The 19,694-nt window shown below is 69.2% G+C and carries 12 protein-coding genes; 7 read left to right on the forward strand and 5 right to left on the reverse strand.

The genetic code is table 11. The features are described from left to right. Nucleotides 1-15: 15 nt before the first annotated feature. The gene (locus tag RUGAMON1_RS06410) at nt 16-654 is read left to right on the forward strand and encodes a formyltransferase family protein (RefSeq protein WP_445229706.1); all 639 of its coding nucleotides are present in this window, start codon (nt 16-18) and stop codon (nt 652-654) included. A gap of 12 nt (nt 655-666) precedes the next feature. Next, a complete protein-coding gene (gene tssA, locus RUGAMON1_RS06415) occupies nt 667-1,881 on the forward strand; it encodes a type VI secretion system protein TssA (RefSeq protein ID WP_445229707.1) in 1,215 nt (404 codons plus the stop codon). A 4-nt stretch (nt 1,882-1,885) separates the two neighbouring features. Here tssA and RUGAMON1_RS06420 read toward each other — a convergent pair whose 3' ends face one another. Next, nucleotides 1,886-2,011, reverse strand: a complete 126-nt coding sequence (locus RUGAMON1_RS06420) for a hypothetical protein (protein ID WP_020705285.1) — start codon at nt 2,009-2,011, stop codon at nt 1,886-1,888. A 127-nt stretch (nt 2,012-2,138) separates the two neighbouring features. After that, nucleotides 2,139-2,591: a hypothetical protein gene (locus tag RUGAMON1_RS06425; protein ID WP_445229708.1), complete on the reverse strand. Its 453-nt coding sequence runs from the start codon at nt 2,589-2,591 to the stop codon at nt 2,139-2,141. Nucleotides 2,592-2,770: 179 nt separating this feature from the next. Here RUGAMON1_RS06425 and RUGAMON1_RS06430 point away from each other — a divergent pair, with 179 nt between their 5' ends. The 5 genes from RUGAMON1_RS06430 (at nt 2,771) to RUGAMON1_RS06450 (ending at nt 17,162) form a co-directional block, all read left to right on the forward strand. After that, complete coding sequence (locus RUGAMON1_RS06430) at nt 2,771-4,282, forward strand: cyclic nucleotide-binding domain-containing protein (RefSeq protein ID WP_445229709.1); 1,512 nt, start codon at nt 2,771-2,773, stop codon at nt 4,280-4,282. Nucleotides 4,283-4,481: 199 nt separating this feature from the next. Next, nucleotides 4,482-6,056 carry a ShlB/FhaC/HecB family hemolysin secretion/activation protein gene (locus RUGAMON1_RS06435; RefSeq protein WP_445229710.1) on the forward strand — a complete coding sequence of 525 codons (1,575 nt, stop codon included), beginning with the start codon at nt 4,482-4,484 and terminating at the stop codon, nt 6,054-6,056. 40 nt (nt 6,057-6,096) lie between these two features. Further along, the gene (locus RUGAMON1_RS06440; RefSeq protein WP_445229711.1) at nt 6,097-14,469 is read left to right on the forward strand and encodes a two-partner secretion domain-containing protein; all 8,373 of its coding nucleotides are present in this window, start codon (nt 6,097-6,099) and stop codon (nt 14,467-14,469) included. A 19-nt stretch (nt 14,470-14,488) separates the two neighbouring features. Next, a complete protein-coding gene (locus RUGAMON1_RS06445) occupies nt 14,489-15,340 on the forward strand; it encodes a hypothetical protein (protein WP_445229712.1) in 852 nt (283 codons plus the stop codon). A gap of 7 nt (nt 15,341-15,347) precedes the next feature. After that, nucleotides 15,348-17,162, forward strand: coding sequence for a CHASE2 domain-containing protein (locus RUGAMON1_RS06450; RefSeq protein ID WP_445229713.1), 1,815 nt, complete (start codon nt 15,348-15,350; stop codon nt 17,160-17,162). Here the strand turns inward: RUGAMON1_RS06450 and RUGAMON1_RS06455 are convergent, their stop codons facing one another. From RUGAMON1_RS06455 to RUGAMON1_RS06465, 3 genes are read right to left on the reverse strand one after another with little or no spacing between them, the layout of a single operon-like run. After that, on the reverse strand, nt 17,163-17,621 hold the full coding sequence (locus RUGAMON1_RS06455) for a hypothetical protein (protein ID WP_445229714.1): 459 nt from the start codon (nt 17,619-17,621) through the stop codon (nt 17,163-17,165). Between the two features lie 26 nt (nt 17,622-17,647). After that, nucleotides 17,648-18,103 (reverse strand): hypothetical protein, encoded by a 456-nt coding sequence (locus tag RUGAMON1_RS06460; RefSeq protein ID WP_445229715.1) that lies wholly within the window; start codon nt 18,101-18,103, stop codon nt 17,648-17,650. A 31-nt stretch (nt 18,104-18,134) separates the two neighbouring features. Beyond that, nucleotides 18,135-19,694 (reverse strand): caspase family protein, encoded by a 1,560-nt coding sequence (locus tag RUGAMON1_RS06465; RefSeq protein WP_445229716.1) that lies wholly within the window; start codon nt 19,692-19,694, stop codon nt 18,135-18,137.

Here is a 19,694-nt window from a genome sequence, read left to right on the forward strand (position 1 = left end):
TACCGAGGTTTTGCCATGTCATCCTTGCCTCCACCTCTCGTGCGTATCGCCATGTTCGGCAGCTTCCATCGCGGCTTCCACGTGCTGAGCGAACTGCTCAAGGGGCCGCTGGCGCAGCGGGTGCGGGTGGTCGGCGTGGCCACCGACGACGTCGGCTCGGACCACGTCAGCCGCGGGCGCCGGGTGTGGGCCTATCCGCACACGCCGGCCGAGGAGGTGATGGTGGAGCGGCTGGCGCTGTCGCACGGCATCGTGCCGTACAAGGGGCGCGTCAAGGCGGACGAGTTCTGGCAGATGTACCGCGACCAGTGGCAGCCGGACCTGTGCATCGCCGCCACCTTCGGCCAGCGCATCGACGCCCGCCTGTTCGAGTGGCCCAGGCTGGGCTTCTACAACCTGCATCCCTGCATCGACGACGGCTGGCCGTCGCACTACGCCGGGCCCAATCCCTTCCAGGCGCTGCTGGACAACGGCTCCGACCATGTGCTGATCGCCATGCACGAGATCGACGACGGCTTCGATACCGGGCGGCTGCTGGCGCTGTCGGAGAAGATATACGTGCCGACCGGCGCCACGGTGGTGGACTTGCACAAGCTGACGTCGCCGCTGGCGGCCAAGTTTTTTGCGCACCAGCTCGGCAAGATGCTACCGTAGGCGGAACCGCGCATGGCGACCATCAAAGACAATCTGCTCAACCTGGTCGACAAGGCGCGCCACTTGATTGCCGACGACCGACCACCCAGTATCGAGACCCCGACCGCCCCCATGAACGCACCCAGCCTGCCGATACCGCTCTCCCTGATGAGCAAGGAACACCAGGAGGAGCTGGAACAGTTGCTCAAGCCCATAGCCGCCGACCAGCCCAGCGGTCCGCCGCTGCGCTACGATCCGATCTTTACCGAGATCCGGCTGGCGCGCGAGGAGGACGACCCCAGCCTGCCGATGGGGCAGTGGGAGCGGCCGCTGAAGAAGGCCGACTGGCCGCTGATCGAGGCGCGCTGCAAGACCATGCTGGGCAGCCGCTCCAAGGATTTGCAGATCGCCGCCTGGCTGCTGGAGGCGTGGACCCGGCAGTACGGCATCGACGGCCTGTATCGCGGCCTGAGCCTGGTGGACCGGCTGCTGCGGCAGTTCTGGGACAGCCTGCATCCGGCCATCCAGGACGGCGACGCCGACGCCCGCATCGCGCCGCTGGAGTGGCTCAACGAATCGCTGGCGACGACGGTGCGGGTGCACGTGCCCATCCTGAAAATCAACGGCCGCAAGCCGCCGGCGCAGAGCCTGGTCGACTGGGAGCGCATGACGGCGCGCGAACTGGCCGGCCATCCAGGCGAGACACAGGCCAACGCCGACGGCGAGGCGCCGCTGACCCGCATCGAAGTGATCGCTTACGCCCATCAGCGGCTGGGGCGCGAGCTGGCGATCCGCCAGCAGGTGGTGCATCGCTGCCTGAACTGCCTGGAAACCATGCTGGTGTTTGTCGACCTGCAACTGGGCGCGCAGGCGCCGAATCTGTCTAAACTGAAGGGGACGCTGGTGGCGCTGGAGCGCGTGCTGCAACAACTGGTCCCCGAGCAAAAGGAAGAAGAAATGACGACGCCGGAACAGCCGCAGGGCGGCGAGGAAGTGGTCGGCATGGCGGCGGGCCTGGCGCCGCCGGCGGTGGCCCTGTCAGGCTGGAAGAACCGCGACGAGGCCTATGCAGCGCTGGGGGCGATCGCCGATTATCTGAGCCTGGTGGAGCCGCACAGTCCGACGCCCTACCTGCTGCGGCGCGCCGTCAACTGGGGACGCATGCCGCTGCCGGAACTGATGGCCGAGATTATCCGGGAAGAAGGGGACTTGAACCGCCTGGTGAATATGCTGGGCTTGCGCGAGTGAGGACTCAGCGCAGCTGGTAGAGCGAGATGGTCTGGTCTTGCAAGGCGTTTTCCGAGCACAACACATAGGTCGATGCGCAGGCCAGGCTGAGCAACAACGCGCCGAAGGCGATATGGAGATAGCGTGCCATGACAAACTCCCAGGATGGGTTGGACTTACGGTAAGTCCAGAATACCCCGGGAGTTGTAGGATGGACATCAGCCGAATGTCCGACGTTTTGTAGGACTACTGCCCGTCTCTATCTTTATGCTAACTTTTTACTTGGTCTTCCAGACGATGAAGGCGTCGGTCGGCGCGGTGTCCAGCGCGTTCGACACTTGCAGCCAGTGTTGCAATTGCTCCGGCTGCTTGAGCTGGATGCCGCTGCCGTCGATGTAGCCGATCTGCTCGACCATCTTCGGGTCCATCTTGGCCTTGGACACGGTCGGCGCGCCGGCGACCATGCGGTCGTAGGCCTTGCGGGCCTTGTTTTCCCACTTGTGCAGGCTGCTCTCGTCGAAGCGGTTGGCTTCGAAGTAGACGGTCAGCGAGCCATCCGGGTTGCCGTAGCCGACGATGCCGGCGCCTTTGCGGATGGTGGTGGAACCGTTCACGTCAAACAGCGCGGTCGGCACGAACACGGCGGCGCGGCCGTTGACGTCGGGGCAGCCGACCGGCGTGTCCTTGCTGTAGGTGGCGACTTCGTGCAGGGGTGTTCTCTCTTGGGACATGGCTGGGCTTAATCTGGAAAAAGGGGAGGCGTTGCATGCGGATGCACAGGGGTTCATTGTAGCGTCAATCTAGTTCCATTAGGCAACAGCAACGCACAAATTTTTGTAACGGTGCACGTTGCGCCCGGGTGGCGATCGGTCCACAATACATGCAAGGTAGCAACGAATGGGGAGCCGGGATGCTGACGATAGATGGCCCGTGGATCAATCCATGGCACGCCGGCCTGGTTGCCGCCGTCCTCGTCTGCAGCGCGATGCAGCTGCTGCTGACCCGCTCCGATCCCGACAGCCCGCACATGTTCCGCCACCATCTGCTGTTCGGCGGCCTGTGCCTGATGCTCAGCCTGTCCAGCAAGCTGATGATCGACATGGACCAGCGCCAGGCCGCCGGCCTGCTCGAGAGCGCCTCCATGCTGGGCTTTGGGCTGTTGCTGATACGCATCCTTGGCCTGACCGCGTTCCGCGTGCTGCTGCCGGCGCTGCGCATGCACCCGCCGCGCATCATGGAAGACATCCTGCTGGTGATCACCTACATCGTCTGGGGCCTGGTGTGGCTGCGCGTGGCCGGCCTGGACCTGAGCGGCCTGGTCACCACGTCGGCGGTCATCACCGGCGTGGTGGCTTTTTCGATGCAGGAAACGCTGGGCAATATCCTGGGCGGCCTCGCGCTGCAACTGGACAACTCGGTGCGCATCGGCGACTGGATCAAGATCGACGACGTGCGCGGCAAGGTGGTGGAAGTGCATTGGCGCCACACGGCGGTGCAGACCAACAACGGCAGCCTGATCGTCATTCCCAACAGCGTGCTGATGAAATCGAAGGTGGACGTGTACAGCCGCGAGAGCAAGCCGGAGTTCCGGCGCTGGGTGAACTTCTGGATCGAGAACGGCGTGCCGCCGCAGCAAGTGATCGCCACCGTCCAGACGGCGCTGCGCCAGACCCATATCGAACACATCTCGTCGACCCGGCCGCCCGAATGCATCGTCATCGATTACCGCGAAGGCTTGATCCAGTATGCGGTGCGCTACTGGCTCACCCATCCCGGCCACGACGACAGCACCGATTCGGCCGTGCGCATCCATTTCTACAGCGCCCTGCAGCGGCAGAGCCTGTCGCTCGCCCATCCCTGCATGGACATCCGCCTGAACTCTGATTCGGAGCGGCGCTCGAGCGTCCGGCTGGCGGCGGAGATGGACGTGCGCAAGCAGGCGCTGGCCAAGGTCGCGCTGTTTTCCGGCCTGACCGAAGACGAACTGGCCAAGCTCGCCAAGGCGCTGCGCCACACGCCCTTCGTCCAGGACGACATCATCACCCGCCAGGGCGCGGTGGCGCATTGGCTGTATCTGCTGGTGGGCGGCGAGGCCGACGTCTGGTTCGAGGCCGAAGGGCAGGAGCGCATCCATTGCGCCACGCTGCAGGCCGGCGACGTGTTCGGCGAAATCGGCCTGCTGACCGGCGCGCCGCGCGGCGCCACCGTCACCGCCAGGACCGATGTGCTGTGCTATCGGCTGGACAAGCAAAATTTCGAAACCATCCTGCACCAGCGTCCCGAGCTTGCCGACGAGTTCGCCCATGTGCTCAGCGACCGCAACGAGGTGCTGAGCGCCATCCGCAACGACCACGCCGGCCCCGGGCCGGTCCGGCAAGCCAACTACCGGTCCAGCATACGGCGCTTTTTCGGCTTGAAATAAGCCCGCTTCCACGACTGTGATGCTAAAGCGACAAAAGATCGCGCCAGCTTTCCCATGCGCGATGAATAGTGCTACCCTGCGATATAGTTATCGAAATGAAACTTAATTTCCATAAGTAAATACCAATATTGCCGTCGCGATAGTCTTTCAGATTGTTGTTTGAAGCAACGCGCCGCTGCGCCGGTGCTTGGGAGAACTCATGAAGAAGTGCATGACAGCCGGCTTGCTGCCGCTGCTGGTATTGTTGTCCGCGTCCGCGTCCGCGGCCGACGCTGCGCCGTTCGAGATCAGCGGTTTCCGCTTCGAAGGCGCCAGCCTGCTGGGCGCCGAGCGCCTGCAGGCGCTGGTGGCGCCGTTCGCCGGCAAGCAGCGCGGCATGGACGACGTCGGGCGCGCCGTCGCGGCCGTCAAGGCGGCCTATGTCGCCGCCGGCTATCCCATCGTCCAGGTCTACGCGCCCGAGCAGACCCTCGGCGCCGGCACCGTGGTGCTGCGCGTGAGCGAGGGCAAGCTGGCCCGGGTCGAGGTCCGCGGCAACAAGGTCTACAGCGAGGCCAATGTGCGCGCCAGCCTGCCGCCGCTGCGCGAGGGCGAAGCCCCCAATACCGACGCCATCGTCGCCGCCGTGCTGCTGGCCAACGACAATCCAGCCCGGCAGCTGGCGGTCAACTTCTCGGCCGGCGCCAGCGCCACCGAGGTCGATGCGCGCATCGACGTGGCCGAGGACCGCGTCGGCAAGGTCAGCGTGACGCTGGACAATGCCGGCGCGGCGGCCACCGGGCGCGAACGCATCGGCCTGGGCTACCAGCACGCCAATCTGTTCGGGCGCGACCATGTGCTCAGCGTGCAGCTGATGACCAGCGTGCAGCAGCCCGACAAGGCCGCCAGCGTGACGGCCGGCTACCGCATCCCGTTCTACCGGCAGGGCCTGTCGCTGGACCTGGTGGCGGCCTATTCCGACAGCAAGAGCAACGCGGTGTCGCCGGCCGGTCCGCTGTTCTTTTCGGGCAAGGGCGTGTACGCCGGCGCGCGGCTGAACCAGGCGCTGGCGAGCCGCGGCGAGTACCGCCACAAGCTGGTCTACGGCATCGACTACAAGGACTTCAACAACAACTGCAGCATCGCCGGCATCGAGCTGGCCGCCTGCGGCACCATCACCGACGTGCCGCTCAGCGTCAGCTATCTGGGCCAGCAGGCCACGCCGGGCTACCAGGCCGGCGGCAGCATCGGCTACTTCCACAACCTGCCGGGCGGCCGCCACGGCCAGCGGGAACGCTACGGCACCCATCCGCGCAGCTGGCAGGCCTGGCGCGCCAGCGCCTACTTCGCCCAGCCGCTGGGCCAGTGGCAGTGGCGCGCGACCCTCAACGCCCAATACAGCGGCGACGCGCTGATCCCGAGCGAGCAGTTCGGCGTGGGCGGCGCGGCCTCGGTGCGCGGCTACGACGAGCGCACCGCGGCCGGCGACCGCGGCGCCTCGGCCAACCTGGAACTGTACACGCCGGAGCTGGCGCCCCGGCTGCACCTGGGCGAGCGCCACGCCCTGCGCGCGCTGCTGTTCTACGACGCCGGCTGGGTCCGCAACAGCGACGCCTCGCCGATCGCCAGCGGCCACCTGGCCAGCGTCGGCGTCGGCCTGCGCTACAGCTTCGACAAGGACGTCAGCCTGCGCTGCGACGCCGGCGCGGCCCAGGTGGCGACGGCGCCGGGCGCGAACGCCCCGCGCCAGAGCAACCAGGGCTTCGTCCACGTGGCATTCCAGTACGCGTTCTAAAGCGTCACACCTTGCGTTAAACCTTGCCGGAGATTCCGCTATGTTGCGCCTCGCATTCCTGACCCGTACGCTGTTTCCCCATCCCTGCGTGCAGGCCGGCGCCGTCCTGCTGACGGTGCTGACCCTGGCGCCGCCGGCGCTGGGCGGCCCGGTCGACCCGACGGTGCGCGCCGGCACGGCCAGCTTCGCCGTCAACGGCAACGTCTTCACCGTCACCAACACGCCCAACACCATCATCGACTGGCGCCAGTTCAACGTGGCCAACGGCGAGCTGCTGCGCTTCCTGCAGCAGAACGCCCAGTCGACCGTGCTCAACCGCGTGACCGGCGTCGATCCCAGCCAGATCCTCGGCGCCCTGCAGTCGAACGGTCGGGTGCTGCTGGTCAATCCCAACGGCGTGCTGTTCGGCGCCAACGCGACGGTGGACGTGGCCGGCCTGGTCGCCTCCAGCCTGCGGCTGTCGGACGCCGACTTCCTGGCCGGCAAATACAACTTCGCCGGCGGCGCCGGCGGCGTCCACAACTTCGGCGCCATCACCACGCCGCTGGGCGGCAGCGTCTACCTGGTCGGCGGCGACGTCGGCAACGGCGGCGTGATCCGCGCGCCGGGCGGGCAGATCCTGCTGGCGGCCGGCCAGCGCGTCAGCCTGGCCGACAGCGGCGCGCCCAACCTGTCGGTGACCCTGGACACCGGCGGCAAGGCGCTCAACCTGGGCGAGCTGAACGCGGCCGGCGGGCGCATCGACATCTACGGCGCGCTGATCGACCTGCAGGGCGTGGCGCGGGCCGACAGCAGCGCGCGCGACGCCCAGGGACGCATCGTGCTCAAGGCCAGCGGCGCCACCAGCGTGGCGGGCACGGTGAGCGCGGTCAACCGCGACGGCGCCGGCGGCAGCGTGCAGCTGCTGGGCGACACGGTCAGCCTGGGCGACGGCGCGCGCGTCGACGCCAGCGGCAGCCTGGGCGGCGGCACGGTGCTGGTCGGCGGCGACTACCAGGGCAAGAACGCGGCAGTGCAAAACGCCAGCCGGGTCGACATGGCGGCCGGCGCGCGCATCGCCGCCAGCGCGGGGCAGAGCGGCGACGGCGGCAAGGTGGTGCTGTGGTCGCGCGACCTCACCAGCTTTGCCGGCAGCATCACCGCGCGCGGCGGCGCGCTGGGCGGCGACGGCGGCCAGGTCGAGACCTCCGGCCACACGCTGCAGGCCAAGGGCTATGTCGACACGCTGGCGCCGCATGGGCGCACCGGCAACTGGCTGCTCGATCCGGCGGTGTTCTGCTTCTACACCAGCAGCGCCGGCGAGTGCAGCGGCCCGGCGGCGGCCGGCGCCACCGATTTCAATTCGCTGGGCAATCTGCTGGTGGCCAGCAACGGCACGCTGGCGGCCAGCGACTTCGTCACCTTCCTGCCCAGCGGCGGCAATGCCACGGTCAGCCCGTCGATACCGTCCGGCCTGACCCTGACGGTGCAGGCGCCCTACATTGAAATCGGCCGCAACGCCAACATCGACACCGGCGTGGTGGGCCTCAAGCTGGATGCCTCGGGCGCCTACGGCAGCACCAGCCGGGTCGACAGCGCCGGCGCCAGCCTGACCGGCAGCATCGTCATCGGCGGCGTGCTGGCGTCGAACGCCAGCCAGACCCTGGTCAGCACGGGCGGCAATATCCGTATCGGCAGCGTCGACGGCGCCGGTCCGGCCTCCCTGAACATGGGGCTGGCCTCGGGCACGCAGTCGGTCACCACCACCGGCCATCTGGACCTGACGGCGGCGGCCGGCGCGGCGCAAATCACCACGCAGGGCAGTCAGACGATCCATGCCGGTCAAATCAATCTGCAGGGCAGCAATACTGCCAGCGTGAGCAACGTCGGCGCCGGTCTGATCGCCGGAGTCAATCAGACCGTGCAGGCCGACGATATCAATCTGCTCGGCGGCGGCAGCGGCGGTGCGACCATCTGGCTGCCATCGAGCGCGGGCGGCAAGCAGACGGTGAACGCCGACCGGATCACGCTGACCAGCGGCAACGCGGGCCTGTTCAACGGCGCGTCGATCAACGCCAGCGGGCTCAATGTCAGCCAGACGATAGGCGCCGGCGTCAGCCTGACGCTGAACGCCGGCACCGGCGGCGCCGGCAATACCGCGCAGATCCGCGCCGACGGCGCTTCGGCGCAGGCGTCGGCCACGCAAAAAATCACGGCCGGCGCGATTACCGTCAACGGCGGCGTCAGCGGCGTGACCGACGATACGCGCGGCAACAACGCCTCGCTCGATTCGGCCGGCAGCCAGGTCATCAACGCCGACTCGATCACCCTCAACGCCGGCAGCACCACCGTCGCCGTGCCGAACTACGGGGCCTCGCACGCCTTCATCGGCGACGGCCCCGGCGGCCAGAGCATCAACGTCACCGGCGCGATCAAAGTGAACGGCGGCAGCGGTCTCGGCAGGACGGCGGCCAATATCTACACCTTCGGCAGCCAGTCGGTCAAAGCCGACAGCATCACGCTCATCGGTGGCAGCGCAGGCGCGAACAACTCTGCAGAAATCGGGCTGTACCGCGATAACAATGTCGTTACGCCGCCGCTGAGTCTGACCCAGACCATCAGCGCCAACAGCATCACCTTGCAGGGCGGGCTGGACGGCGTCAGCAACACTGCCATGCTGACCGCGACCGGCACCGGCGTGGTGCAGAAAATCACCACCGGGGATCTGGTGCTGAAGGGCGGCAGCGGCAGCACGGGCAACCAGAACCGCGCCTTTATCAATGCGTGGGATGCGGCCGACGTGGTTCCGCAGGTTCAGATCATCAACGCCAGCAACATCACCCTGACCGGCGGCGGCGGCACGTTCAGCGAGGCTTACATCGGCGGCAAGGCGGCGCAGACCATCGCCGCCGACAACATCACGCTGCGTTCGGGCGCCGGCAGTGGCGCGGGCGCGCGCATGACGACCAGCCTGGACCAGACCGTCAGCGCCAACCAGACCATCGCCGTCGCCGGCGGCAGCTCCACCGACGCGGCCGCATACAACGCCGCATCGATCAACGCCGGCGGCAAGCAACATGTCAGTGGGAACGCGCTGGTCGTGACTGGCGGCGGCTCCGGCGGCAACAACGGCGCCGACGTGAGCAGCAGCAGCGATCAGGCGATCGCCGTCAAGACGCTGGTCGTGACGGGCGGCAGCAGCGGCGTCAACAACAATGCCTCGATCAGCGGCAACGGCACGCAGACGGTCACGGCCGACAGCGTGCTGCTGCAGGGCGGCGGCGCCGCCAATCTCGGCGCGACCATCAACACCAGCCACGACCAGGTGCTGAACGTGACCAACGCCATCGTCTTGCAGGGCGGCAGCGGCGGCAACGCATCGATGAATGTCGGCGGCAATCAAAGCATCACGGCCGCGTCGCTGTCGCTGACCGGCAGCGCGACCGGCAGCGGCGGCGGCGTCGATGTCAGCAGCGACGGCAACCAGACCGTGGCCGTCAAGACGCTGACCATCAGCGGCGGCAGCGGCGGCGACCACAACCATGCCAACCTCAGCCTGAACAAGGGCGCCGGCCACACCCAGGCGATCAGCGCCGACAGCCTCGTCATGCAGGGCGGCGTCGGCACGGCAAACTTCGCCGGCCTGCATGCGACCGGCGCCGGCGTCACCCAGCGCGTGAGCGCCAACACCTTGACCATCAAGGGCGGCGCCGGCGTCAGCGGCAACTGGGCCCACCTGTGGTCCTTCGACGACACCAACACCGTGGCGGCGACCCAGGTCATCACCGGCGGCGCGATCGATATCACCGGCGGCGGGGTCCTGGACAGCAACGCCATGATCGGCGGCAACGCGCATCAGACCGTCACAGCCGCCACGCTGCGCATCCACGGTGGTTTCAACGGCACCAACGGCGCCGGCGTCAGCACCGACCGGGACCAGAACATCAGCGTGAGCGGCGCGATGACCGTGACCGGCGGAACCGGCGCGAACCAGGTGGCGTTTGTCAACGCCGGGGCGGCGCAAACCATCACCGCCGGTAGCCTGACGCTGAACGGCGGCTCGGGCAGCAGCAACGATAGCGCCAACGTCAGCAGCAGCGGCAACCAGACCATCCACGCCGATGTCATTGCCCTCAACGGCGGCGCAGCCGGCACCGGCAACCGCGCGCATTTAAATCTGTCCAACGATGCCGCGCAGGGCGGATTGGTGCAGGAGGTCGTCGCGTCCAGCCTGAGCCTGACCGGCGGCGCCGGCGGCAGCCAGAATGTCGCGCAAATCACCATCAATGCGAACGGCGGCACGCAGAACGTCACGGCCACCGCGCTGAAATTGACCGGGGGGGCTGGCGGCTCGGGCAATCACGCGCGCATCCATGCGCTGGGGCTGTCCGATGGCGTCACGGTATCGGACCAGAACATCAAGGCTGACAACTTGAGCCTGGTGGGCGGCGACGCCAGCGCGAACGCCGCCGACGGCAACAACTGGGCCCGCCTGTTTGGGAGCGGCAAGCAAACCATCACGGCCACCAACCTCAGTATCGCCGGCGGCGGTTCGACCGGTTCCAGTTCCGGCATCAGCAGCGGCATCGTGCAGACCATCACCGTCAGCGACACCCTGAGCATGCGCGCCGGGACGGCGGATCAGAGCAATGCCTTTATCCAGGAGGTGCCTGCCGAGGGGATCACGAACGGCGCGCAGACTATCAGCGCGCATCGCCTCAACATGGTGGCCGGCGCCGATGGCAGCGGCCGTAACGTGACGATCTATGCGCAATCGGGCACGCAAACTTTCAATCTGACCGGCGCCGGCTCGGAATTGACGCTGGCCGGCGGCGGCGGCAGCGGTAGTGCGGACAACAAGGCCGTCATCTACCAGACCGGCACGGGCGCGCAGAAATTCGTCATCAACGGCGGCGGCACGGTCAGGCTGCGTGCCGGCAACGGCGACGGCCTGCTGGACGGCGATCCCGCGGCCGGTTACTGCCCCGGCTGCCGCACCAGCAACAATCAGGCGGCCATCTATGCTTTCGGCGGCGGCGACCAGATCCTGGACTTTGTTGCCGGCGGCACGCTGGATCTGGTGGGCGGCAAAAATGGCTCGGACAACAGCGCCGTCATCCTCGCCGATCTGAGCAATGGCAACCGCCAGACCGTCACCAGCTCGGGCGGCGCGGCCAACTACCCGACCATCACGCTGACCGGCGGCAGCGGCGGCTACTACAACACCGCCGACGGCGCGATGATGACCAACGTCGCGGCGCTGGCCTCGGCCTCGCAGCACGAGAAGGGGCAGGGCGGCGGGCTGAAGACCATCAACGCCAAATCGATCACGCTCGACGGCGGCGGCACGCCCGCCACCCACGGCGGCGCGCTGCTGGGCAGCGGCCGCGGCGCGGCGCTGGTCAACGTCACCGGCGACCTGACTATGACGGGCGGCGCCAGCGGCGTGACCCTGTTGACGCCGGCCGATCCGGCCACGGCGTTCTCGCGCGACCAGGGCGCGGTGGCGGCGATCAACCCGGACGGCAATTTGACGCTGAACGTCGGCGGCAACCTGAACCTGACCGGCGGCAGCGGCGCCAGCGGCGACGCGCTGATCCACGCGACCGGCGTCAACAGCACTGTGACGGTGGCGGTCGGCGGCGCCACGCGCCTGATCGCCGGCGCCGCGTCGGCCTCGATCGCCGCGCACACCACCAATCTGCTGCCGAACAGGGCGCAGGGCGGCGTGCTGGTCGACCTCGGCGGCGACGGCAGCCTGAACACGTCGACCTTTGCCGCCAGCGGCAAGACGGTCGAGCTGAACGGCACCATCAACGCCACCGGCTCGGAGCCGAACGCGACGCTGCTGCCGAACTACAACCCGAACGCGCCGGCGGCCGGCGGCCAGGTCGACTGGACCGTGCTGGGCGCGAAGAACCTGCAGGCCGAGATCTACGCCAGCGACGCCTACACGGTGCGCAGCGGCGGCCTGGTCACGCCGAACGGCAACTGGATCGTCGCGCTGGGCAAGAACGCGGCCGCCGCGCTGGACCCGTCCGGCAGCAGCACCCTGAGCTATGAGCTGATCAACGCCCACGGCTACAGCTGGAGCCCGGCCGTGTACGACAGCGCCAACGCGGCGGCGTTCCGCTTCCTGCTGCCCCAAGGCAGCCCGGTGGTCGACCTGCGCGTGGCCGACGCGGCGGTCCAGTCGACCTGCACCAACAACCCGGCCATGTGCGCCAGCACCGGCAGTAGCGGCGGCACCAGTGGCAGCACGCTGCCGGGCGCCGCCACGGCGGCGGCGCCGGTGACCTACGACGTCAAGCTGGCGGTGGCCGATGCGACGGCGGCGCCGGCGCCGGCGTCGGCCGCTGCGCCAGCCAAGGCCGAGGACGGGCCGGCCGCCGGCGTGGCCGGCGCCAAGGTCGGCTTCGGCGGCAAGCGCGAGGCGACGCGCGAGAAGGAGGTGGCGCAGGCCGCCGACGACAAGAAGTCGACCCAGGAACTGAAGCGCGAGGCGCGCGAAGCGAGCGGCGCCGCCAAGGCCGACCTGGCCGGCGCCCGCAAGGCCGAGCTGGCCGCCAAGAAGGACGCCGGCGAGGCCAGGCAGGCCAGCGCCGAGGCGGCCAAGGTCGAGGCCCAGGCCAAGCGCGCCGAGGCGCTGGCCAAGCGCGCCGAGGCCGACGGCAAGCAGGCCGACAGCGACGCGCGCAAGGCCGAAGCCGAGGTGCTGGGCGCGGCGACGCCGGTGCTGAAGGTGCTGGCGCAGGCGAAGAAGGCCGACGCCGATGCGCGCCGGGCCGGCTTCGAAGCCAAGGTGGCCGACGCCAACGCCAAGAAGGCTGAGGCCGGGGCGAAACAAAGCGAGGCCGGCGCCAAGAGCGCCGCCGCCGAGGCGCTCGGGGTGGACGCGCGCGCGCGCACCGCCGCGGCCGAGGCCAAGATCGCCGACGCCGCGCGCAGCGAGGCGCTGGCGCAGGCGCGCGAGGCGAAGTCGCCGCAGCAGCGCGCGGCGGCCGAGCGGCTGGCCGGCGACAAGCGGGTCGAGGCGACGCAGAAGACGGCCGAGAGCCGGGTGCGCCAGGAACAGGCCGACGACCTGCGGCTGGCCGCGGCCCAGGCCAGGGACCAGGCCGACGCGCGGCGCAGCCAGGCCCAGGCCAGCGTGCTCGAGGCGCGCGCCAAGCGCGAGGAATCGCTGGCGCAGGCGGCCACCGCGCGCAGCCGCAAGGAGGAGGCGCAGGTGCAGCGCGCCGAGGCCAGCGGCAAGCCCGAGCTGGTCAAGGCGGCGGTCGGCGGCAAGGCGGCGGCGGACCGCCAGCTGGCCGTCCAGACCAGGAAGGCCGAGGCGCAGAAGGTGGCGGCGGCGGCCAAGGCCGAGGAGGCCAAGGCCAGGCAGGCCAAGGCGGACGCGGCGGCCCTGGTGGTGGCCAAGCGCGACGAGGCGCGCCGCGCCAAGGCGCTCAAGGCCTTCGCCGCCACGGCGACGGCGGCGATGAGCGCCGAGCAATTGGCCGAGCTGTCGGTGCTGCGCCACGAGCACAAGACCGTGGTGTTCAAGGAGGCGCTGAAGATCCTCGAGCAGAACGCCCACGCGGCCGACCTGCCGCCGTGCGGCCCCGGCGCCGGCGGCCTGTGCGTGCCCGGCCAGGCGCAGCAGGCGCAGTTGCAGGCGATGCCGGCGCGTCCGGCGCTGCGCCTGCCCAGCGCGGCCTTCCTGCCGCAGATCGAGCGCAAGGTGGCGGTGGTGATCGGCATCAACCGCTACCAGGACGCGCGCATCCCGACGCTCGATTCGGCGGTGCCGGACGCCGAGGCGGTGGCCACGCTGATGGCCGAGAAGATGGGCTACGAGGTGCACGTGCTGCGCGACGCCACGCGGGCCGACATCGTCAACGGCATCGGCGCGATGTCGCGCGAACTGGGGCCCAAGGACAGCCTGACGGTGTACTACGCCGGCCACGGCTACATGACCGGCAACGCCAAGAGCGGCAAGCAGGGCTACTGGATTCCGTCGGACGGCAGCGGCAGCAGCCCGGCCAAATGGATCTCGACCAGCGACGTCTCGAAGCTGCTGGCCAGCGTGCCGGCGCGGCAGGTGATGCTGGTGTCGGACAGCTGCTACTCGGGCACCTTCGCCGAGGGGCAAAAGGTCGACGCCGGCGCCGACGCAGGCCAAATCCTGGGGCGCCGCTCGGTGGTGGTGATGTCGTCGGGCGGCGAGGAACCGGTGGCCGACGACGGCGTCGAAGGCCATTCGATCTTCGCCTGGAGCCTGATGAACGCGATGAAGCGGGTCACCCGCTACGACACCGGCAATACGGTGTTCAACGCCACCAAGGCCGGCGTGACCGAGGCCTATCCGCAGGTGCCGCAGTACGGCGCGGCGGTGTCGGCCGGCCACACGGCCGGCGGCGATTATCTGTTCGAGACGCGCAGCTATAAATAAGGCGTGAGCCGGGGAGAGAATGATGTGGTTGATCCGTGTAGTGTTACTGGCCGCCGCCTGCGCCCTGGCCGGCGCGCCCGCCAGGGCCGCCGAGGAGGTGGTCGGCATGGTGCTCGACGTGCAGGGCAACGGCGAGCTCGTGCGCAACACCCAGCACAGCAAATTGCAGTTGCTGAACTACGTCAAGCCGGGCGAGCAGTTGCGGCTGGACGCCGGCGCCAGGGCCTCGGTGTCGCACTACGGCGCCAAGCTGATCTACCAGCTGACCGGCCCGGTGCTGGCCGAGGTCGATCCCGGCGCGATCCGCGTGCTGAGCGGCACGGCGCTGGCGACCAAGTCGCTGGCCGAGAAGGTGGTGCTGGCGGCGCTGAGCCCCAACACCGGGCCGGCGGCGTTCAAGATGCGGGCCATCATGCTGGACGTCACGCTGCTGGGGCCGAAGAACGGCACGCTGGCGCTGAACACCCGTCCGCAATTCCGCTGGGAGGCCAACGAGGCCACCTCCTACACCTTCACGCTGGAGCGTGCCGACGGCGCCGTGGTGGCGCAGTTCAAGACCGACGCCTCGGCATGGGAGCCGCCGCCGGCCGCGCCGCTGGCGTATGGCCAGAGCTACCGCTGGAGCGTGGCCTACACCTCGGCGGTGGACGGCGAGGCGCGCCAGGCGACGGCCCAGTTCCAGGTGGCCAGCGAGGCCGAGCACGCCAGCCTGGTGGCGTTGCGGCCCGGCGCGGGCGCGCCGATCGACGAGTGGGTGCTGTACGCCAGCCTGCTGCAAAACCGCCAGATGCTCGATGACGCCCGCGCGGTCTGGCAGGAGATCGCGGCACGCCGGCCGGACCTGAGCAAGGCCGGCAGCCTGGCGCGCTAGGCCGACCTTGGCCGCGCCGCCGCTAGCCGCCGCGCGCCGTTGGACGGCCTGGCGCGGCTACGCCTGCGTGCTGCTGGCGCTGGCCTGCGCCTTGCCGCTGGCGCCGGCCATCGACGCCCGTCTGCTGGACCTGCAGTTCGGCGTGAACCGCGCCTGCTTCCCGCAGCCGGTGCAGCGCGACCTGGTGCTGGTGGGCATCAACGAGGCCTTCCTCGACGGCGTCGACGAGCCGGTTACGCTGAGCCACCGCTACCTGGCGCAATTCCTGCGCGCGGCCGGCGCGGCCGGGCCGCTGGTGATCGGCATGGACCTGGTGCTGCCGGAAAAGCGCTACGACCAGCTGCAGTCGCGCAGCGACCCGGAATTCGATTTCCACCGCACGCTGCTGGCCGGCCTGCTGGGCGCCATGCAGAGCAGCCCGGTGGTGGTGGCCAAGGTCTGGGACCACGACCGCCGCCACTTCCGCGACATCCAGCTCGACTACAGCTCGGTGCTGGCCAGCCAGGGCGAGGCCGTGCGCGGCAACGCCTCGGCGCTGTTTGTCGCCGACGACGACGGCCGCATCCGCCGCTATCCCGACGCGGCGCTGCAGCCGGACCGCACGCCGTTCACGCTGTCGAGCGAGATCGCGGCGGCGGCCGGTGTGCGCCAGCCGTGGACCGGGCTGATCAATTACCAGCTGGGCGCGCCGTTCCAGTACATCCCGCTGCAGCAGGTGTTGCAGCTGGCGCGCGAGGGCAGGCAGGACGAGCTGGCGCGCCGTTTCGCCGGCAAGGCCGTGCTGCTGGGCGCGGTGCTGGACGATATCGACCTGGTCGACCTGCCGGTGCCGCTGGCGGCGTGGCTGCCCGGCGCCACGCGGGTGCCGGGCATGCTGGCCCACGCGCAGGCGGTGCGCAGCATGCTGAACGGCGGCCTGATCGCGCCGCTGGCGCGCGGCGGCATATGGGCCGGCTCGGCCGTCATGGCGCTGTTCTGGTTTGGCGCGCGGCTGCGGCGCAAGCTGGCGCTGCTGTTGCTGCTGTCGCTGGGCCTGTGCGCGCTGAGCACGGCGCTGCTGCTGCGCGGCGTGTGGCTGGCGCCGGCCGCGCCGCTGCTGGGCGGCTGGATCGCGCTGCTGGCGCGCGCCGGCTGGCAGTCGTGGCAGCAGTTCCTCGAACGGCAGCGCCTGAGCCGCTGCTTTGGCGGCTACGTCAGCCCGCAGGTCATGCAGAACATCCTCGACGGCGGCATCGACGCCCGCAAGTCCGGGCGCAAACTGTCCGTGTGCGTGCTGTTTTCCGATGTGCGCGGCTTCACCGGACTGAGCGAAGCCTTGCCCGCCGAGCAGGTGGTGGCGCTGTTGAACCGCTACTTCGCGCGCATGACGGCGGTGGTGCACCGCCACGGCGGCACCGTCGACAAGTTCATCGGCGACGGCATGATGGCCTTCTTCGGCGCGCCCAACGAGATGGCCTGTCCGGAGGCGGCGGCGCTGGCGGCGGCGCGCGAGATGCTGGCCGAACTGGCGGCGCTGAACGCCGAGTCGGCGCAGCTGGGGGCGCCGTCGCTGCGCATCGGCGTCGGCCTGCACAGCGGCCTGGCGGTGATCGGCTACATCGGCTCGGCGGAGCGCCACGAGTACACGGCGATCGGCAACACCGTCAACGTCGCGGCGCGCATCGAAAGCCTGTGCAAGGAGGTCGGCATGCCGGTGCTGTGTTCGCTGGCGGTGGCCGAACGGCTCGACGGCGAGCATGGGCTGTGCGACCTCGGCCTGCGCGAGATCAAGGGCCACAGCCCGGTCCATGTGCTGGGCTGGGCGCCGGAGCCGCCCGGATGATCACTCTTTTTTCTTGACGAAGACGATCTTGTCGATGACCGACTCGCCCGATTTGTCGATGTGGTAGATCACCTGGGCGTTGTACTGGTTGGCGCTGTTCATGCTGCGCTCGGCGTTGGCCTGCTTGATGAAGGAGTACACCACCGGCAGCAGCGCCAGGATGAACTTGGGCTTGAGCGCGGGGTCGGCCGGCTTGAGCGTGACCTCGCCCTGTTCGGCCACGGCGGTGATCCATTTGTCCACGCGCGGCGGAATGCTGTTGAGCGAGATCTTGCCGCTGATGTTCACCTCCACCTCGTTCTTGCCCTTGCCCAGTTCGCGCGACAGCAGGTTGTCGAACAGCGTGGAGTCGAGGAAGGTGATGGGCGCGCTGTCGGCGGCCGGCGCCGGCGTCTCCGCGGCAAGGGCCAGCGGGGCGGCGAGCGTCAGCAGGAGCAGGGAGTGGCGGAGCGGGTTCATGGCAGGCCTTATGGAGGAGGGGGCGGCTATTTGACGACCAGCGTCAGCAGCTTCTCGTTGCTGCGGTTGCTGGTGTCTTGGATCTTCAGCAGCAGCCGGTGCTTGCCCGATGGCACGTCGGCTTGGTCGATGCGCAACTCGTTGTGGTCGAAGGTGGCGCGTTTGAGCAGGCGGTCGGTGATGTTGATGCCGAAGGCGCCGTAGTACACCTGCAGCGAGGCCGGCACCAGCGCGGCGCCGCCCTCGGTGCGGAACTGCACGCGCACCGGGAACGGCGTGGTGGCGATGTTTTGCGGGTCGGCCGGCTCGAGCAGGTCGATGCTGGGCGCGCCCGCTTGCGGCACGCCCTTGGCGATCAGGATGGAGCGCGACAGCACCGCCTGCTCGGCCTGGCTTTCTGCCAGCGTGATCAGCGGTTCGCCGGCGCGGCACAGGGCCGGGGCCAGCACGGAGCAGCACAGCAGCAGGGTGGACAGTTTCATGGCGTCTCTCGTCGGTGTGGCAGGGCCGGCGTCACCACTCGGTGAATTCGACCAGGGCGGCGCCAAAGGCGTCGGAACATTGGGCGCTGCTGGCCGGCGTGCGCGCCGCGCCGCCGCGGCGGCATTGCGGCGTGGACGCGCGCAGCGAGGTGCCCAGCAACCATTGCAAATTGGCGCGGCCGGCGGCGTCGCTCAGGCTCTGCACGAACGGCCCGGCCTTGTCTTTGCCGAGCGCGGACAGGTCGCGTTCGGATTCGCTGACCACCACCAGCATGCGGTCGACGCCGGCCGGCCCCTGCGCGGTGATGCGCCAGTTGGGACGCGGCAGCTTGAGCGTTTCGCCGGCCTTGATGGCGTTGGCGCGGTCCTTGTCGTTGGGGAACAGCAGGTAGTAGCTGCTGTTGTCCGAGCCCAGCAGCACCAGGTAGACATAGCCGTCGTGCGAGGAGGTGACCGAGACGTCCAGCGCGTCCTTGCCGATGCGCAGCAGGTTCGATGGCGAATTGAGCGCGACCTTGCGGCGCGGATCGCGCTGGGCCAGCACGTCGTTGAAGGCGGCGCCGGGCGCGGCCGAGGCGGCCGGCGCCACCGTCGTCACGCTGGCCTGCTCGAACGCCGAGGCGAACCATCCGGGCACGAAGCCGGTGTTGCCGCCCAGCGTCAGGTGCTGGGTGCTGTATTGCTGGCTGCCGGCGAAGCGCTGGTCGATCTTGCCCTGGGCGCAGGCGGCGATTTCATTGACGGAGATGCCGCCCGAGTTGTCCAGGTCCTTGCCGTCGCCCAGCATGCAGTCGCGCCAGGCCTGGGTGGCCAGGCCGCCGGCGCTCTCGTCGTCGAAGGAGATTTCCTCCGGCCGCGAGGAGGAGATCTGCACGATGTTCTGCGGCAGGCTGCCGCTGCGCATGGCCTCGCCGGTCAGGCTGCGGGTGCGGATATTGGCCGGCTTGGCGCAAGCCTCGGCGATGCCGCCCGGGCTGAACTTGGGCGTCAGCCTGGCGCCGTCGGGCGCCTTCAGGCTGCGCGTCAGCGCCATCGGCTTGCCGACCACGCCGCCCGAATGGCAGGCGTCGTAGAACACGAACAGCTTGTCGGCCTTGTCGGAGATCGGCTTGAGCAGCGTGGCCAGCCGTTCGTTGGTCAGCGGCTGGCTGTCGGCCGGCAGCAGCGCCTCGACGCAGCCGTTGTCCTTGGCCTGCACGTCGTACCAGCGGCTGCCGTGGCCGGAGAAGTAAAAGAACACGCGGTCGCCGGGCTGGGTGCGCTCATTGAGGGCGGCAATTTCCTGCTGGATGCGTTCGGCCGTGGCCTCGTGGTCGCGCAGGATGGTGATGTTTTCCGGCGGTACCTGCATCGCGACCGCCATCTTGCTGGCCGAGTCGATATCGTAGGCGATGCCCTTGAGCTGCGGCACGGTCGGGCTCAGGTAGTCGCCGACGCCGATGATCAGCGCATGGCGGGTGGCGCGCGCCTGCAGGCGCGAGCCGGCGGCGGCGGCCTTGTCCGGGACCGCGGCCGGCGTGGCGGCGCTGGTCTGGCCGGCCACGGCCAGCGCGCAGGCCAGCAGCAGGGCAGAACCTTGGTGCGCCCTCAT

The organism is Duganella rhizosphaerae, assembly GCF_040364205.1.
Taxonomy (GTDB): domain Bacteria; phylum Pseudomonadota; class Gammaproteobacteria; order Burkholderiales; family Burkholderiaceae_D; genus Rugamonas; species Rugamonas rhizosphaerae.

Bases quoted from the DNA above. Each gene is read 5' to 3' on its own strand.
- RUGAMON1_RS06410 (WP_445229706.1), top strand. From the start codon at position 16: ATGTCATCCTTGCCTCCACCTCTCGTGCGTATCGCCATGTTCGGCAGC.
- tssA (WP_445229707.1), top strand. From the start codon at position 667: ATGGCGACCATCAAAGACAATCTGCTCAACCTGGTCGACAAGGCGCGC.
- RUGAMON1_RS06420 (WP_020705285.1), bottom strand. From the start codon at position 2,011: ATGGCACGCTATCTCCATATCGCCTTCGGCGCGTTGTTGCTCAGCCTG.
- RUGAMON1_RS06425 (WP_445229708.1), bottom strand. From the start codon at position 2,591: ATGTCCCAAGAGAGAACACCCCTGCACGAAGTCGCCACCTACAGCAAG.
- RUGAMON1_RS06430 (WP_445229709.1), top strand. From the start codon at position 2,771: ATGCTGACGATAGATGGCCCGTGGATCAATCCATGGCACGCCGGCCTG.
- RUGAMON1_RS06435 (WP_445229710.1), top strand. From the start codon at position 4,482: ATGAAGAAGTGCATGACAGCCGGCTTGCTGCCGCTGCTGGTATTGTTG.
- RUGAMON1_RS06440 (WP_445229711.1), top strand. From the start codon at position 6,097: ATGTTGCGCCTCGCATTCCTGACCCGTACGCTGTTTCCCCATCCCTGC.
- RUGAMON1_RS06445 (WP_445229712.1), top strand. From the start codon at position 14,489: ATGATGTGGTTGATCCGTGTAGTGTTACTGGCCGCCGCCTGCGCCCTG.
- RUGAMON1_RS06455 (WP_445229714.1), bottom strand. From the start codon at position 17,621: ATGAACCCGCTCCGCCACTCCCTGCTCCTGCTGACGCTCGCCGCCCCG.
- RUGAMON1_RS06460 (WP_445229715.1), bottom strand. From the start codon at position 18,103: ATGAAACTGTCCACCCTGCTGCTGTGCTGCTCCGTGCTGGCCCCGGCC.
- RUGAMON1_RS06465 (WP_445229716.1), bottom strand. From the start codon at position 19,694: ATGAGGGCGCACCAAGGTTCTGCCCTGCTGCTGGCCTGCGCGCTGGCC.